The organism is Chryseobacterium endophyticum (genome assembly GCF_056333165.1).
Map to the genome: position 1 here is coordinate 129,836 of NZ_JBWGXE010000004.1, position 16,832 is coordinate 146,667.

Here is a 16,832-nt window from a genome sequence, read left to right on the forward strand (position 1 = left end):
TCATCCCGTTTTCAACCTACAATACCATTTCCAGAATTTTAATATACACCTCAATTCCTTCCCTGATTTCTTCAATGAAAATAAATTCATCTGCCGTATGGGAACGCCTGCTGTCGCCGGGACCGAGCTTCACCGATGTACACGGAATAATAGCCTGATCGGACGACGTGGGTGAGCCGTAAGCCGTCCTTCCGATTTCCAGACCCGCCTGTACAAACGGATGGCTTATTTCAATTTTTGAAGAATTTAACCTGAAAGACCTTGCCGTAAGGGTTGATGTCATCTGCGACTGAATAATTTCGAAGACTTCTTTATTGGAATAGGCATCGGTAACTCTTACGTCCAACGTAAAAGCACACGATTCCGGAACCACATTATGCTGAACGCCGGCATGAATTCTCGATAAAGTAATCTTAACCTCACCTAAATGATCCGAAACCTTTGGAAATTTAAAGCTTAAGATATGCTGCAGATCTTCCATGCACTTTACAATCGAATGGTCATCATTGGGATGTGCGGCATGAGAAGGCGTACCTTTCATTTCACCATCAATAACCAGCAGACCTTTCTCGGCAATCGCGAGATTCATCTGGGTGGGTTCACCTACAATAGCAAGTTCAATATTAGGCAATTGCGGGAATAAGGCTTCAATTCCGTCAAACCCTGAAATTTCCTCTTCTCCCGTCAAAGCAATGATGAGATTATATTTCAAATTTTCCCGATCATAAAAATGCAGAAAAACCTGCGCCATTGAAACCAACGAAGCTCCCGCATCATTACTGCCCAGCCCAAACAGTTTCCCATCTTTTTCTATAGGTAAAAAAGGATCCAACGAATATGCTTTATTCGGTTTTACGGTGTCGTGATGCGTATTCAGTAAAATCGAAGGTTTGAAGACATCGAAATTTTTGTTTACTGCCCAGATATTGTTTTTAAAACGTTTGGTCGGAATATGATGTTTTTTGAAAAAATTTTCAATTTCCACCGACGTATTGAACTCATCTTTGCTGAACGACGGAATTTCAATCAGCTTTTTCAGCAAATCTACTGCGTTATTGAGTAATTCTTCTTTACTATAGACAGATTTCAGTTCCTGCATGATGGTTTTCTATATGGTTTTTCAGTTCGGTTTCTTTGATTAAAAACACTTTATTGACTTTATTTTTTACGGCTCCCAAAGCATTTTCAAGCTTGGGAAGAATTCCCCTATGAAGTTTCCCTTCATCTTTTAAAGCAGAAAAATCTTCTTCAGAAATATTTTTGATGAGCGATTCCGGGTCATTCACATCTTCCAAAACACCTTGTTTATCAAAGCAATACAGCAATTCAACATCATATTTCAAGGATAAAGACTGGGCAATCACCGCTGCGATGGTATCAGCATTGGTATTAAACAAATGGCCCTTTTTATCATGGGTAATGGCTGAAAAAACGGGAACCAGCTTCAGTTTTAACATTTTAGAAATCAGCTTTTTATTTACACTTTCTTCGGTAATATCTCCTACAAATCCGAAATCAATTTCTGCATGCTCCCTTTTTTTAGCTTTGATTAAATTGGCATCGGCCCCGGAAAAACCTATCGCTTTACATTTTCTTTGCTGGAGCTTTGCCACAATATTTTTATTAATTCCTCCCGCGTAAACCATCGCGACAATATCCAGCGTTTCTTTATCCGTGATTCTCCGTCCGTTGACAAGCTTCTGCTCTATTCCCAATTTATCCGCCAAAGTTGTAGCCAGTTTTCCGCCGCCATGAACCAGGATCTTTTTTTCCGGAATCGCAGAAAACTGATCCAGGAACTGATCCAGCAGTTCTTCGTCATCGATTAATGCGCCGCCAATTTTTATGATGTATAATTTTTCTTTCATCTTTATCCTTTTTTAAAACCCCATTCAAACCTCACAGGTTTTGAAAAGCTATGAGGTTTAGTTCGTTATTCAGCACTAAGTCCATCCAGAATTTCAGAAAATACTGCCTGTGCCGAGAAAATCCGGTTTTTGGCCTGCTGATAAATAATAGAATTTTTACCATCCATCACCTCATCGCTCAATTCCACATTCCGGCGGACGGGAAGACAGTGCATTACTTTTGCCTGATTGGTATTTTCAAGCTTCTCGTTGGTCAGCATCCAGTTTTCTTTCACTTCAGGCATGGCTGCATAATCATCAAAAGACGACCAGTTTTTAACGTAGATAAAATCTGCATCTTTTAAGGCTTCATCCTGATTATGAATCACTTTCACATTTTTCGTAAAATTTTTATCCAAATCATAGCCTTCAGGATTGGTAATCACAAAATCAACATCCATCTCCTGTATCCACTCTGCGAAAGAGTTTCCTACCGCATGGGCAATCGGCTTGATGTGAGGTGCCCAGGTCAATACAACCTTTGGTTTGCGTTTTTCGGTCCAGTTTTCAGTAATCGTGATGCAGTCGGCAAAACTCTGTAGCGGATGGCGTGTTGCCGACTCCAAAGAGATCACCGGAACTTTTGCATGCTGCTCAAACTGGCTTAAAATACTTTCGTTAACGTCATCATCTTTGCTTTTCATTCCCGCAAAACAACGCACCGCAATAATGTCACAATATTGATTCAACACTTCAATGGCATCTTTAATATGCTCAACCGTATCGCCATTCATGACCGCTCCGTCTGCAAATTCCAGATTCCAGGCTTCCTGAGCGGCATTTAATGTGAGAATATTTAACCCTAAATTCTGCGCAGCTATCTGACTGCTCAAACGCGTTCTCAAACTTGAATTTAAAAATACCAATCCAATGGTTTTCCCAGTTCCTTTCCCGGTTTCCAAAAGAGGGTTTTCTTTGATGTGTAAAGCTTTTTTTATCATTTCCTGTAAGTTTTCTACATCACTTACAGTGGTAAATTTTTTCATTGTAATACATTTTTAAGAGCTTTCGGTTATTGTTTTTTCTCCTACGCATTTCACGGATTTTCACAGAGGGCTGCTCTTTACTTTTTAACACATAAGTCACGGAAGAGAATTTAATCACTTTGAGAATATTTTAGAACATTTATCAAAGATTTTCAAAAACTTATGTGATCTTATTGTTTCCAAACTTAAATTTTATCTCTTCTATTTTATTAAAGCTTTTGTGACTTTGTGGTTTAAATCCTTCTTAATTTAAAAGGCAATAATCTTGTTGAAAATCTTTGATTTTTCTTTTTCCGTGATCTAAAATATGCGCAACACTAATGTGCCTTATTCGTTAAAAATTCCTTTTCTTTTATACTTAAACTTTCCAAAACCGTTTTCAAAGCTTCAATAAACAGGTCAGCTTCCTCTTTTTTAATATTCAGTGCGGGAAGGATCCTAAGAACCGTTTTATCATTGGAGTTTCCGGTAAAAATATGGTGATCATAGAGCAGACTGTTTCTGACTTCCGCACAATCCCGGTCGAGTTCAATGCCGATCATCAATCCTTTTCGCCTGATCGTGTTGATATATGGCAAATCTTTAATTTCTTCCTCAATATAATCTCCCATCACGCGGGCATTTTCCATCAGGTTTTCTTCTTTTATTACATCCAGCACCGCAATAGCCGCTACACAGGCCAGATGATTTCCTCCGAAAGTAGTTCCCAGTAAACCATTGCTGGCTTTAAATTTCGGATGAATCAGAACACCGCCGACCGGGAAGCCGTTCCCCATTCCTTTAGCGGTCGTAACGATATCCGCCTCAATTCCGGATTCCTGGTATGCGAAAAAATATCCGCTTCTTCCATATCCTGATTGAACTTCATCCAAAATCAGAACAGCATTATACTTTTCGCATAATTCTTTGATTTTATTTAAAAATTCAAAGTCGGGAATCATAATTCCGCCAACGCCCTGGATACCTTCGATGATAACGGATGAAATTTCGTTTCCCTGTTTTTTAAAAATCTCTTCAAGATGCCCGATGTCATTGAACCCGGATTTAATAAACCTTTCATCATAATTCACCGGAGCCACGATTTTTGGATTATCGGTCACGGAAACAGCTGCCGAAGTCCTCCCATGAAATGAACCCGAAAAATACAGCACTTTACTTTTACCGTTATGAAAAGACGCCAGTTTTAAGGCATTTTCATTGGCTTCTGCGCCTGAATTACATAGAAACAAATTATAACCTTCCAACCCTGAAAGTTTTCCTAATTTATCTGCCAATTCAGTCTGTAGCTCATTCTGAACTGAATTTGAGTAAAAAGAAATTTTATCTAACTGTTCCTTTAACCTGCTTTGATAATGAGGATGATTATGCCCAATCGAAATCACGGCATGACCTCCGTAAAAATCAAGGTACTTTTCACCTTTATCATCCCAAAGGAACGAACCCCGGGCTTTAACCGGATTAATGTTGAATAATGGATATACGTTGAATAAATTCATGTCTTAATTATAAATGATAATTGATGATTGATGATTGATGATTGATAAACAAAGTATTTTAAAAATTCACCATTGACCTGATTGACAATTGACTTATTGACCGTTCACCTTTAAAAAGCTACGGGTTTCAGGTCCAGTCCCAGGTTTTCTTTCCAGCCCATCGCAATGTTCATATTCTGCACCGCCTGGCCTGAAGCGCCTTTCAACAAATTGTCAATCGCTGAGTGAATGACCGCAACATTCCCACATTTTTCAATCTGTATCACACAGCGATTGGTATTGACAATCTGTTTTAAGTCAATGGCTTTTTCACTTACCTTTACAAAAGGCTCATCTGCATAAAAATCCCTGAACAATTGCTCAATATCTGACAGTTCCCAATCTGTCTTCACCGTGGAACTGGTAAAAATCCCTCTTGTGAAATCGCCTCTCCATGGGACAAAATTGAGACTGATTTCTTCCTTATTTAAAGTGCCGAGCTGCTGTAAAATTTCCTCTACATGCTGATGGGTTAATGTTTTATAGGCTGAAATATTATCATTCCGCCAGGTAAAATGGGTCGTTGCCTGTAAAGACTGTCCGGCCCCGGTTGAACCCGTAATTCCCGTTGTATATACTTCATTTAACAAACCTTTCTGCGCTAAAGGAAGCAATGCCAGCTGAATTGCCGTGGCAAAACATCCGGGATTGGCAATGCTTTTAGCTCCCTGCAGCTGTTTTTTATTGATCGCCGGCAATCCGTAGATAAAATCCCTGTTTCCAAAACTTCCTTCCAGACGAAAATCATTCCCCAGATCAATTACCAGCGTTGAATCTTTCACCGCGTTTTGAGCGAGCCAGTTTTGGCTTTCTTTATGGGGAAGGCATAAAAATAAAACATCTACCTCCTCAGGCTTATCGGTTAAGACCATTTCACAGACCATTTCCAAATCAGGATACAGATCTGAAATTTTCGTCCCGGCATTTGAACGGCTGTATAAAAATACCAGGGACACAAGTGGATGGACAGCCAGCAAACGGACCAGTTCGCTTCCGGTATAACCGTTGGCTCCTATAATTCCTGCTGTTTTGGTATCTTTTCGATCAATCATTTTGAATATTTTTGATAGAATTTCATCCTATCCTTATTTAAACTGTCCTTTCAGGACTTGTTATTAACGTTAATTTTTCTTTGAGTTTTCTGTAATCAAATCTTGATTAATCTGATGATAGATATTCAATGAATTACTCAGGATTTTCGTGTAACCTTTTACATCTTCGCCCGTCCAGGCTCTGTTAGCTTCCCCATAGCTTCCGAATTTATCCGACATCAGATTATGATCAGACTCAATTCCGTTGAGAATAAACCTGTACGGATGAAGGGTGACAAATACTTTCCCGCTTACTGTTTTCTGAGAATCCATTAGAAAAGACTCGATGTTTCTCATCACCGGATCCAGGAAAAGTGCTTCATGAAGCCAGTTCCCATACCAGTCGGACAACTGTGACTTCATCATCTGCTGATATTTCGAAAGGGTATGTTTCTCCAATAAATGATGTGCTTTGATGATAACCGCTGCTGCCGCTGCTTCAAAACCCACTCTTCCTTTAATTCCTACAATCGTGTCTCCAACATGAATGTCTCTGCCTATTCCATAAGCTGATGCCAGTTCCTCGATTTTCTGGATGGCATACACAGGATGTCCGAAATTCTCTCCGTTTACGGCCACGACGTCCCCATATTTAAACTCAATTTCCAGTTCTGAAGGTTGTGTTTCTTTAATTTGAGAAGGAAAAGCATCTTCAGGAAGGTAACTTCTTGATGTCAGGGTCTCTTTTCCGCCGACGGAGGTTCCCCAAAGTCCTTTATTGACAGAATATTGCGCTTTCAGGAACTCCATTTCATAACCATGATCTTTCAGGAATTCAATTTCCTCTTCGCGGGACAACGCCATATCACGAATCGGGGTGATGATTTCCACATTTGGGCACATCACCTGAAAAATTAAATCAAAACGCACCTGATCATTACCGGCTCCCGTACTTCCGTGAGCAATGGCATCTGCCCCGGCCTCCAGCGCATATTTTGCAATTTCCTGTGCCTGAATCGTACGTTCTGCACTTACGGACAATGGATAGGTATTGTTTTTCAGCACATTCCCAAAAATCAAATATTTCACACAAGAATTGTAATAGTCTTCCTGAGCATCCACGCACCTGTATTCTTTTACCCCAAGATTCAGGGCTTTTTTCTCCAGCTCTTTTTCCTCTTCTTTAGAAAAACCTCCGGTGTTTACCGTGACTGCGTACACATCAAATCCCAGTATTTCACTGAGATATTTGGCGCAGTAGGAAGTATCAAGACCTCCGCTAAATGCTAAAACTACTTTCTTGTTCATTATTATATTGATTTTCAGACTTATTTTTTTTAGCTATGCTTTTTATGGGATCGGGAACGAAAAGCATTGCCGTACAGAGACAGTTTTTCCGTTCTTTTTTGATTAAAATATCATAATTCACACAGCTCTTGCAGCCGTTCCAGAATTCTTCGTCCTGGGTAAGCTCAGAATAAATTACGGGTTTGTAACCCAGGTCGCTATTAATTTTCATTACGGCAAGACCCGTGGTTAATCCAAAAATTTTGGCTTCCGGATACTTTTTCCGGGACAAAGCGAAAACTTTATCCTTAATTAAAGTAGCCACGCCCAAATGCCTGAACTCAGGAGAAACAATGAGCCCCGAATTCGCTACAAACTGACCGTGAGACCAGGTTTCAATATAGCAGAATCCCACCCACTTTCCTTTATCGGTAGCGACTACCGCGTTTCCTTCGGTAATTTTCTTACTGAGATATTCGACCGAGCGCTTTGCAATCCCCGTTCCTCTACGTTGTGCAGAATCATACATTTCCTGTTGTATTTCATTCACATACGTTAAATGAATGGATGAGGAAATTTCTATTTCCATTGATTTATCTAAAATTTTTGGCAAATTTAAAATATATTTTCCATAATAAACAAATAAAAAAGATAATTTTATTGAATTAAATTAATATACAGGTAATTTTATCTTTATGTTAAATTAAGAATTTGCTATATTATTATATATTTGCTAAAAAACTATAGTTATGGAAAACAACTGTCCGAGATGCGGCGGCAGCAAAATCGTAAAAAGCGGAATTGTGAATGAAAAACAACGCTTTCTCTGCAAGGACTGCCATTATTATTTTACCGTAAAAAAGCTGGGAAAGCAGATTGATGATTACTATGTCACCAAGGCATTACAGCTCTATCTTGAAGGATTAAGCTTCCGCGAAATTGAAAGGATTATCGGCGTTTCTCATGTCACAATCAGTTCATGGATCAAAAAATACAACATCACGAGACCACCGCATTCCGAGTTTCATCCGGTCTATAAAATCTTAAAACAAAACGAACTCATCGAATATATGAGTAAGGAAGAAAATATTAAAAATTCAGGATTAATCATCACCCAATTTGCCGACAAATACATGCTGATTAAATGGGAAAGGTTTAAAAAATAAGCAACGGACAAAAAGTAAGTTCAACTTTTGTATTAATGGAATACAAATCAGCAAATCATTTATATTCAATTAAATAATACATTATTTATTATTTATATATATTCTTAGCACTAATATATATTAAATTTTTCTAAATAAATTATTAATTACAATTTGGCTTTCATAAAAAACAAAGCCAAAAATTGATAATTTATGAAAAAATTAATTACTTTCATTGGATTAGCCTTAATCAGCAATTCTGTATACAGCCAGGGTTCCGCGGATTATGGGAGCGGATTAAAAGTAAACCTTAATCAGCAGGGCGACAAATACATCAGATTTATTTTATGGGACCAGTTTTGGGTAAGGAATACCGACATGAATCCCGGAAGCATGGTTGGCGGAGAAGCGACAGATAATTCATGGAGCCTTGGAAACCGGAGATTAAGGGCTCTGGCATACGCTCAGATCTCTAAAAGGTATATGATCCTGGCTCATTTTGGAATTAATAATCAGACCTTTATCAACGGAGGCGGATCCGGAACTTCCGGAACAGGAGGATATGGAAACGGTAAAAAGCCACAAATGTTCTTCCATGATGCATGGAACGAATACGCCGTCGTTTTACCTGGAGAGGCAGGGAAATTCAGTCTTTCATTAGGGGCAGGATTACATTATTACATGGGACTTTCCCGGATGACGATGGCTTCCACATTGAACTTCCTCACGGTGGACTCTCCTATTTTCACATGGCCGTTGATAGACAATTCCGATCAGTTTGCGAGACAGCTCGGGATGTTTGCCAAAGGAAAATACGGAAAACTGGAATACCGCTTCAGCTTAAACAAACCCTTTGCAACAGACCTTGTTCCCGCAAATGCCACAGACCCTTCAAAAGCTGTCGCAGTAGACAATAATGGAAATCCTAACTTTTCTAAGGCCGGATATGTTGAATATCAGTTCCTGGATGAAGAATCAAATCTGCTGCCTTTTAAAGTGGGCTCCTATTTGGGGACTAAAAAGGTATTCAACATCGGAGCCGGTTTTTACCACCAGAAAGACGGAACGAGAACATCGGTCAATTCCAGTACTGAGAAACACGACATCACTTTGGTAGCCGTTGATGCTTTCGCAGATATTCCACTGGGAAATGCGAAAAATAAAATGGCGGTGTCGGCTTACGCAGGCTACTACAATTACCAGTTTGGCCCTAACTACATCAGAAATATCGGCATCATGAATATTGCTTCTTCAGATCCTAATTTTGTCGGAAATAAAGCCATTGCCGGACAGGGAAACCTGCAGCCCACCATCGGAACAGGAAATATTATCTATGCCCAGGCGGGTTTACTGCTGCCAAGCCAGGCCGAAAAACCAAAGATCAGGATCCAGCCGTTTGCCGCATATACCCACAAAAGCTTTGAAGCATTTGATAAGTCCTCCTCACAATTTGATGTCGGTGCCAACTGGTTTATCGACGGACATCATGCAAAAATCACCACACAATATTCTACAAGACCTGTTTATACAAGCCCCACCGAAAGCCCTTCTTCAAAAGGAGAGTTCATTATACAATTTCAAATTTACCTGTAGATCTGTATAATTTAAATAAGTGGTTAAAAAATAAATTACGAAAACTCAATATCAATTCAAACTAACTTAAAAATTAATCATAATGAGCGATAACAATCAAGTAAGCTACGAGAATATGACCGAAAAGCAGAAAAACCGCACCATTTGGGGCGTGATTACGGCATCATCACTCGGAACCCTCATCGAATGGTATGACTTCTATATTTTCGGAAGTCTTGCTGTGGTTTTAGCGACGAAGTTCTTTCCTTCTGATAACCCGACGGCCGCATTTTTATCCACATTAGCCACCTTCGCGGCGGGTTTTGTCGTAAGACCATTCGGAGCCTTATTCTTCGGAAGGCTCGGAGACATTATCGGGAGAAAATATACTTTCCTGGTTACTCTACTCATCATGGGATTTTCGACATTTCTGATCGGATGTATTCCCAGCTATGAAACCATTGGATTTTTAGCACCGGTTTTGGTTCTCATTTTAAGACTTTTACAGGGTCTGGCCCTCGGCGGTGAGTATGGCGGCGCTGCCACGTATGTTGCAGAATATGCGCAACCGGGAAGAAGAGGCTACTGGACCTCCTGGATCCAGACCACCGCAACTGCAGGACTTTTCATTTCACTGATCGTCATTTTGGTGACGAAAACCACGCTTTCTACAGAGGAATTTGACGGCTGGGGCTGGAGGGTTCCGTTCTGGATTTCAATTTTAATGGTCGGCGTTTCTTACATCATCAGAAGAAATATGAAAGAATCTCCGTTGTTTGCCAAAGCGAAAAGTGAAGGAAAAACCTCAAAAAATCCTTTAAAAGAAAGTTTCGGAAACAAATTAAACTTCAAATTTGTCTTGCTGGCGTTGTTTGGAGCTGCGATGGGACAAGGTGTAATCTGGTACACCGGGCAGTTTTATGCCATGAGTTTCCTTCAGAAAGTGATGAATGTAGAATCTGCACAGGTAGACTCATTAATGGCCACGGCCTTATTCCTGGGCACGCCGTTCTTCGTATTTTTCGGGTGGCTGTCTGACAAAATCGGGCGAAAAGCTGTTATGATGACCGGAATGCTTGTAGCCATTCTCGCGTACCGGCCGATCTATGATTCTATGTTTAAAAGTGTAAACCTTGAAAATAAAACCGTTGCGGCTAATGGGGTTTCAGAGAAAATAACCTCCAAAGTACACAACGAAATCGCTACCGACAGCCTGATCACTTTCCATAAAGAAACCCTTTTTACAGACGGAACTTTAGTTAAGAAAGACAGTATCGTTCACTGGTCTGCCAACGGTCCCGTAATGAAAGACGGAAAAGCGGAAGAACCGAAAGTCTCTCAAACGGTAAAACTGGCAGATAACACCAAATGGTACCTGATCTTCATGGTATTTATCCAGGTGATTTTTGTGACGATGGTTTACGGCCCTATTGCAGCCTTTTTAGTGGAAATGTTCCCGGTGAGAATCCGCTACACTTCCATGTCTCTTCCTTATCATATCGGAAACGGAGTCTTCGGAGGCCTTCTTCCGGCGGTCGCCACCTACCTGGTAACTACCGGAAAAGAAGCAGGACACGCCACATGGTATCTTGAAGGACTCTGGTACCCGATCGGAGTCGCGGGAGTCTGTTTACTCATCGGATTATTTTACCTGAAAAATAAGAACAACAATATTCACGATTAGACAACGGACCACACGATTTTTTTATTAATTTTAAAACAACTAAAAATGAACGGACTAAAAAAAATATTAGGTATCCTTTGGATCGCAATCGCCCTGGTAGTAGGATATTTCGGAATCACTGTAATGGGAATTCCGAAAATAACTTCCGGGAAGCAGGAAGATCTTGTTTTCGGAATAATCATCCTCTTCGTCCTTATGCCGATTATTTCCGGCGGAATGGCCATTTTCGGATATTATGCGCTGACAGGTGAATATTCAGATGAGAAGATCTGATGTATAAAATAATGAATGATAATTGATCACCGATGGACTTACAGCCGTTAAATGATCAATTATCATTCATTAATTACAGAGTACGCAAAAAATTCAAATAAAAGATAAAAGAATCAATCGGTAACAAATTGTTTTTCATTTTAAAATCAATCATCATTTATCAATCATCAATTATGCATTAATCATCAATCATGAAAAAAAGACACGAACAAAAATTGATCATCCTGAGCATCGGACTTATGATTGCATTCAGCATTCCTGTTTCGCTACTTTTCAACAGCGACCGGGAAGTCCTCGGCTATCCGATGATTCTGATTTATATTTTCGTGTTCTGGCTCATTTCCATCATTATATCTTTTGTAATTATAAAAAAATATGATGAGTAGTTTCGCTTTATTCACCGTGGTTTTGTTTTACCTGGCCCTTTTGTTCTTAGTCGCTTATCTGGCGGAGAAGAAAAAAAGCAAGCTCTGGATTAATAACCCTTACATCTATGCACTTTCCCTTGCTGTCTACTGTACCGCCTGGACCTATTATGGCAGCATTGGTGTTGCGGCAACAAGCGGACTGAATTACCTGCCGATTTACGTAGGCCCTATCGTGATCATCCCTGCATGGATCTACATCAATACGCGGATTGTACGGATCTCAAGGGTAAACAAGATCAGCAGCGTCGCCGATTTCATTTCTCTCAGGTATGGAAACAGCCGGAGTTTCAGTGCCGTTATCACCATTGTATGTCTTCTGGCCATCGTTCCCTATATCGGATTACAGATCAAAGCGATCTCCGAAACCTTCCACCTGGTGACCGAAACCGCTATTTCAAAAAATATCCTTACTGATAATGCTACATTTGTGGTTGTTTTAATTGCCTTATTTTCATCATATTACGGAACCCGCTATGTCGATGCCTCGGAAAAACGATTGGGAATTACTTCCGCCATCGCTCTTGAAAGCTTTCTTAAATTATTCTTTATCATCATCTTAGGCCTTTTTGTTATTTATTTTGTCTTTGATGGTTTTTCAGATATTTACCAGAAGGCAAGCCAGTTTAAAGATTTTAAAGAAAAAAACACGTTCAACGGACCCGAAGGAGCGATAAACTGGATGATTCTCTGTATGATTTCAGGGACCGCGATCTGCATTTTACCAAGACAGTTCCATACCGCGATTGTGGAAAACCGACAGGAAAAACACATTAAAACAGCCATCTGGTTTTTTCCGCTTTATTTATTGATTTTCACCATTTTTATATTTCCGATTGCCTGGGGAGGAAGGTTAATTTTCGAGGGACAAAAAGTAAATCCGGAATTTTACTCGATCCTGATCCCTCAGTATTTCAATAATACACTGATTACGGTTCTGGTTTTCCTCGGTGGCTTAAGCTCCTGTATTTCAATGATTATCATTTCTTCAATTACTTTATCCATCATGCTCTCCAACAACCTGATTATTCCGTATGGCTTATTGGGTAAATTCAAATCGGAGAATGAGATTCAGAACACACGGAACATCACGAATATCAGGAAATTCAGCATTTTCGCACTGATCATTATGGCTTTTGCTTTTTATAAATATTTCATCTTAAAAACATCGCTGGATTCGGTCGGTCTGATTTCATTTGTCGTCATCGCCCAGTTGGCTCCGGCCTTTTTCGGAGCTATTTTCTGGAGAAGAGGAAGTTACAAAGGCGCAATGACCGGGCTTTTGGCAGGGCTTGCCATCTGCTATTTCGGCTTGATTATCCCACAATATTACTTCTCATACAACCAGGAATTCAAGGGCGTTTTGAGAGATCTGTACAACACTTTTGATTTTTTCACCATTCCGTACCTGAGCAGGATCCCGGAGATATTTTTCTGGTCTCTCCTAGTGAATACCGGCTTATTTGCCATTATCTCAGTCAGCACCAAAGGAAATTACCGCGAGAGAAATTTTGCCGAATTGTATGTGGATATCGACAAATACATCCAGAATCATGAAAATGCTTTCATCTGGCGCGGAACCGCTTATATTTCGGACATCAAAAATATTCTCGAACGGTTTTTAGGTAAAAGCAAGACAGAGCAGGCTTTGAGAATTTTCAATTTAAAATACAATATTGATTCCCAGACAGAAACCGCAGACTCGAGATTCATCAAGTTTTCCGAAAATCTTCTGGCCGGAAGAATAGGAACCGCTTCCGCAAAAATTTTAATCGAAGGCGTCACCAAAGAAGATAAGATATCCTTAAAAGAGGTTTTAAATATCCTGGAGGAATCTAAAGAAAACATCAGCCTTAATAAAAAGCTTACCGAGCAGTCGGAAGAACTGCAGAAGTTATCTGATGACCTGCGCAATGCCAATGAAAATTTAATCATTAAAGACCGCCAGAAAGATGACTTCCTGGATTCGGTGGCCCATGAGCTGAGAACACCGATTACAGCCATCCGTTCAGCTGGAGAAATCTTAGCCGATGATGACGATATTCCTTTAGAAATAAAAAAAGAGTTTTTAAACAACATCATCACAGAATCCGACAGGCTGAGCGAAATTATTAATGACATCCTTTATCTCGACAAGCTGGAGCATGGTGAAATCGCTTTGCATATTCAGGAAAACAATATTTTCGAAACTTATAAAAAGGCATTAAATCCAATTTTACATCTCATTCAGCAAAAAAACATCCATCTGAATGAGGTCAACCTTCTGAATCATTTTTTGTTTGATTATGATGAAGCAAGAATGATCCAGCTGTTCCAGAATATCCTTGGAAATGCTTTAAAATTCACAGACGACCAGGGAACGATTCAGACAAAATTGGCCGATAAGGAAAATCAGCTGATCATAAAAATCTTCAATACCGGAAAACATATTCCCGAGGAAGACCTGGAGATGATTTTTGATAAGTTTTACCAGTCAAAAAACCAAAATATCCTGAAACCTGCAGGAAGCGGACTGGGGCTGGCGATCTGCAGAAAAATTGTACAGGCACAGGGAGGAACCATAAAAGCAGAAAACAGCGGACTTGGGGTAACATTTACAATCACATTGCCCGGTTCGGTGAAAGAATATAAAAATGCAGTCGAACAAAACCACAGCAAAACATGAAAAAGATAATTATTGCAGATGATGAGCACAAAATATTAATGTCACTGGAATACAGCTTTAAGAAAACCGGGTATGATGTTTATATTGCCAGAGACGGTACAGAAGTTCTGGAATTCCTGAAAGACATGGTTCCGGACGTTATTTTGCTGGATATCATGATGCCCAATCTGGATGGCTTCAGCACTTTACAGATCATCAGACAGGATGAAAAATTAAAAGACACCAAAGTTATTTTCCTGAGTGCCAAAAACAATCCGAAAGATATTGAAAAGGGGCTGGAAATGGGTGCTAATGCATACGTGACAAAACCGTATTCTATCAAAAAACTCATGCAGCAGATCGAAGAAATGTTTGAATAGTTTTTGGATTAAACACAAAATAAAATATTATGAATGCAGAAGATTTATTTCAAAGAAGCATAGACGACAAAGAAAATTTCTGGAAAGAACAAGCTCAGGAAATCGAATGGTTTACATTTCCTGCAAAGATTATTTCTAAAGATAGAAACAATTACACCCAATGGTTTTCCGACGGAAAGCTGAATATGTGTTATTTATGCATAGACCAACATATTGCCGACGGTTACGGAGAACAAATCGCGGTGATTTATGATTCGCCGGTAACGGAACAGAAGATTTCTTATACCTTTAATCAGGCGAAAGAGGAAATTTCAAAATTAGCGGGAGGCCTTATTTCTTTAGGCCTGGAAAAAGGTGATACGGCTGTGATTTATATGCCGATGATTCCACAGACGCTTTTTGCCATGCTGGCCTGCGCAAGGATTGGTGTTATTCACAATGTCGTTTTCGGCGGATTCGCACCCCACGAGCTGGTGGTACGAATTGACGACTGCAAACCCAAAGCTTTAATTACCGCAACGGCAGGCATAGAAATCGCCAAAAGAATCCCGTATTTACCTTTGGTTGAAAAAGCCATTGAACTTGCGCAGGATAAAGTAGAAAATATCATCGTCTTCAACAGGAAATTGGTAGACAACCAACACGAAATGTTTGACGGAATTATCGATTATGAAAAATTGGTTCAGCAATCGGAACCTGCAGGCTGTGTTGAGGTAGAATCTACCCACCCATTGTATTTATTGTACACATCGGGAACTACCGGAAAGCCGAAAGGAATCACCAGAGATACGGGCGGATATGCTACGGCTTTGAAATTTTCCATGAAATATATTTACGGTGTCGAACCGGGCGAAACCTACTGGGCGGCTTCGGATTTCGGATGGGCCGTCGGCCACAGCTTTTCCGTGTACGGGCCATTGATCAACAGGAATACCACCGTTATTTTTGAAGGAAAACCCATCATGACACCTGATGCCGGGACTTTCTGGAGAGTCATTTCCGAGCATAAGGTTGCTGTCATGTTCACGGCCCCCACAGCGATAAGAGCCATAAAAAAGGAAGATCCAAACGGGAAATTGGTAAAAAAATATGACCTGAGCCATTTTAAAAAACAGTTTCTGGCCGGCGAAAGATGTGACGTAGCCACACTCGACTGGTTTGCAGAACACATCGGCGTTCCGGCAATAGACCATTGGTGGCAGACCGAATCTGGGTGGCCGATGTTGGGTCTGATAACTTTTGATGAAAATTATAATATTAAAAGAGCTTCTGCCGGAAAACCCATTCCGGGATATGATATTAAAATTTTTGATGAAAACGGATATGAACTGGATCCTCACCATGAAGGATACCTGGTGATAAAACTTCCGTTGCCACCCGGCGCCCTGCTTGGCGTCTGGAATGATGAAGAACGTTTCCAAAGCAGCTATCTGTCGCAGTACAACGGGTATTATTTCTCCGGTGACGGCGCCATAAAAGATGAAGATGGCTATATTTTCATAACTGGGCGTGTGGACGACGTGATCAACGTTGCAGGGCACCGACTCTCTACCTCGGAAATGGAAGAAATCGTATCGTCCCATCCGGATGTTGCAGAATGCGCTGTTGTGGGAATTGATGATGATCTTAAAGGGCAAATTCCTTTTGCTGCCATTGTTTTAAAAAACGGCACCACAATCTCTGAAGAGACGGTTGAAAAAGAAATCGTAGCCAATGTCCGGGAAAAAATCGGCGCCGTGGCCTGCCTCAAAAATGTAATGACTGTAAAACGTCTTCCCAAAACACGATCCGGAAAAATATTGCGAAAGCTTATCAGAACCCTATTGGATAAAAAAGACTTTCAGGTTCCGTCTACCATAGACGACGAAAAAATCATTGATGAAATTCAGCAAAAAATCACGGAATACAGGACAAAAAACAGAAATTAAGTTTAAATTTAAAATATAAAAAAAATAAAAAGAAG

At 40.1% G+C, this 16,832-nt stretch carries 15 protein-coding genes; 8 read left to right on the forward strand and 7 right to left on the reverse strand.

Annotated features, from left to right (window positions below; all coding sequences use genetic code 11):
- Window positions 1-16: 16 nt before the first annotated feature.
- The 7 genes from AC0N32_RS10955 to AC0N32_RS10985 all read right to left on the reverse strand — a co-directional run bounded on the left by AC0N32_RS10955 (window position 17) and on the right by AC0N32_RS10985 (window position 7,335).
- Window positions 17-1,099 carry a M20 family metallo-hydrolase gene (locus tag AC0N32_RS10955; protein WP_476393898.1) on the reverse strand — a complete coding sequence of 361 codons (1,083 nt, stop codon included), beginning with the start codon at window positions 1,097-1,099 and terminating at the stop codon, window positions 17-19.
- Window positions 1,074-1,868 carry an acetylglutamate kinase gene (gene argB, locus AC0N32_RS10960; RefSeq protein WP_476393899.1) on the reverse strand — a complete coding sequence of 265 codons (795 nt, stop codon included), beginning with the start codon at window positions 1,866-1,868 and terminating at the stop codon, window positions 1,074-1,076. The genes AC0N32_RS10955 and argB overlap by 26 nt, the downstream gene beginning before the upstream one ends.
- A 65-nt stretch (window positions 1,869-1,933) precedes the next feature.
- A complete protein-coding gene (locus tag AC0N32_RS10965; RefSeq protein ID WP_476393900.1) occupies window positions 1,934-2,893 on the reverse strand; it encodes a Rossmann-fold NAD(P)-binding domain-containing protein in 960 nt (319 codons plus the stop codon).
- Between the two features lie 317 nt (window positions 2,894-3,210).
- The gene (locus AC0N32_RS10970; protein WP_476393901.1) at window positions 3,211-4,389 is read right to left on the reverse strand and encodes an aspartate aminotransferase family protein; all 1,179 of its coding nucleotides are present in this window, start codon (window positions 4,387-4,389) and stop codon (window positions 3,211-3,213) included.
- A 110-nt stretch (window positions 4,390-4,499) separates the two neighbouring features.
- The gene (gene argC / locus AC0N32_RS10975) at window positions 4,500-5,480 is read right to left on the reverse strand and encodes an N-acetyl-gamma-glutamyl-phosphate reductase (RefSeq protein ID WP_476393902.1); all 981 of its coding nucleotides are present in this window, start codon (window positions 5,478-5,480) and stop codon (window positions 4,500-4,502) included.
- Between the two features lie 69 nt (window positions 5,481-5,549).
- The gene (gene argG, locus AC0N32_RS10980; RefSeq protein WP_476393903.1) at window positions 5,550-6,767 is read right to left on the reverse strand and encodes an argininosuccinate synthase; all 1,218 of its coding nucleotides are present in this window, start codon (window positions 6,765-6,767) and stop codon (window positions 5,550-5,552) included.
- Window positions 6,739-7,335 (reverse strand): GNAT family N-acetyltransferase, encoded by a 597-nt coding sequence (locus AC0N32_RS10985; RefSeq protein ID WP_476393904.1) that lies wholly within the window; start codon window positions 7,333-7,335, stop codon window positions 6,739-6,741. Before AC0N32_RS10985 ends, argG begins: the two co-directional genes overlap by 29 nt.
- 160 nt (window positions 7,336-7,495) lie before the next feature.
- Between AC0N32_RS10985 and AC0N32_RS10990 the strand changes: the two genes are divergently transcribed.
- From AC0N32_RS10990 to AC0N32_RS11025, 8 genes are all read left to right on the forward strand, one after another.
- Window positions 7,496-7,912, forward strand: coding sequence for an IS1/IS1595 family N-terminal zinc-binding domain-containing protein (locus AC0N32_RS10990; protein WP_476393905.1), 417 nt, complete (start codon window positions 7,496-7,498; stop codon window positions 7,910-7,912).
- Between the two features lie 192 nt (window positions 7,913-8,104).
- Window positions 8,105-9,484 (forward strand): porin, encoded by a 1,380-nt coding sequence (locus AC0N32_RS10995; protein ID WP_476393906.1) that lies wholly within the window; start codon window positions 8,105-8,107, stop codon window positions 9,482-9,484.
- 82 nt (window positions 9,485-9,566) lie between these two features.
- Window positions 9,567-11,147 (forward strand): MFS transporter, encoded by a 1,581-nt coding sequence (locus AC0N32_RS11000; RefSeq protein ID WP_476393907.1) that lies wholly within the window; start codon window positions 9,567-9,569, stop codon window positions 11,145-11,147.
- A 45-nt stretch (window positions 11,148-11,192) separates the two neighbouring features.
- The gene (locus AC0N32_RS11005) at window positions 11,193-11,420 is read left to right on the forward strand and encodes a DUF6814 family protein (RefSeq protein ID WP_476393908.1); all 228 of its coding nucleotides are present in this window, start codon (window positions 11,193-11,195) and stop codon (window positions 11,418-11,420) included.
- A 191-nt stretch (window positions 11,421-11,611) separates the two neighbouring features.
- On the forward strand, window positions 11,612-11,806 hold the full coding sequence (locus tag AC0N32_RS11010) for a hypothetical protein (protein WP_476393909.1): 195 nt from the start codon (window positions 11,612-11,614) through the stop codon (window positions 11,804-11,806).
- Window positions 11,799-14,510, forward strand: coding sequence for an ATP-binding protein (locus tag AC0N32_RS11015; RefSeq protein ID WP_476394157.1), 2,712 nt, complete (start codon window positions 11,799-11,801; stop codon window positions 14,508-14,510). The genes AC0N32_RS11010 and AC0N32_RS11015 overlap by 8 nt, the downstream gene beginning before the upstream one ends.
- Window positions 14,507-14,869, forward strand: a complete 363-nt coding sequence (locus AC0N32_RS11020; protein ID WP_476393910.1) for a response regulator transcription factor — start codon at window positions 14,507-14,509, stop codon at window positions 14,867-14,869. The genes AC0N32_RS11015 and AC0N32_RS11020 overlap by 4 nt, the downstream gene beginning before the upstream one ends.
- A 29-nt stretch (window positions 14,870-14,898) precedes the next feature.
- Window positions 14,899-16,797 (forward strand): AMP-binding protein, encoded by a 1,899-nt coding sequence (locus AC0N32_RS11025; RefSeq protein WP_476393911.1) that lies wholly within the window; start codon window positions 14,899-14,901, stop codon window positions 16,795-16,797.
- Window positions 16,798-16,832 lie beyond the last annotated feature (35 nt).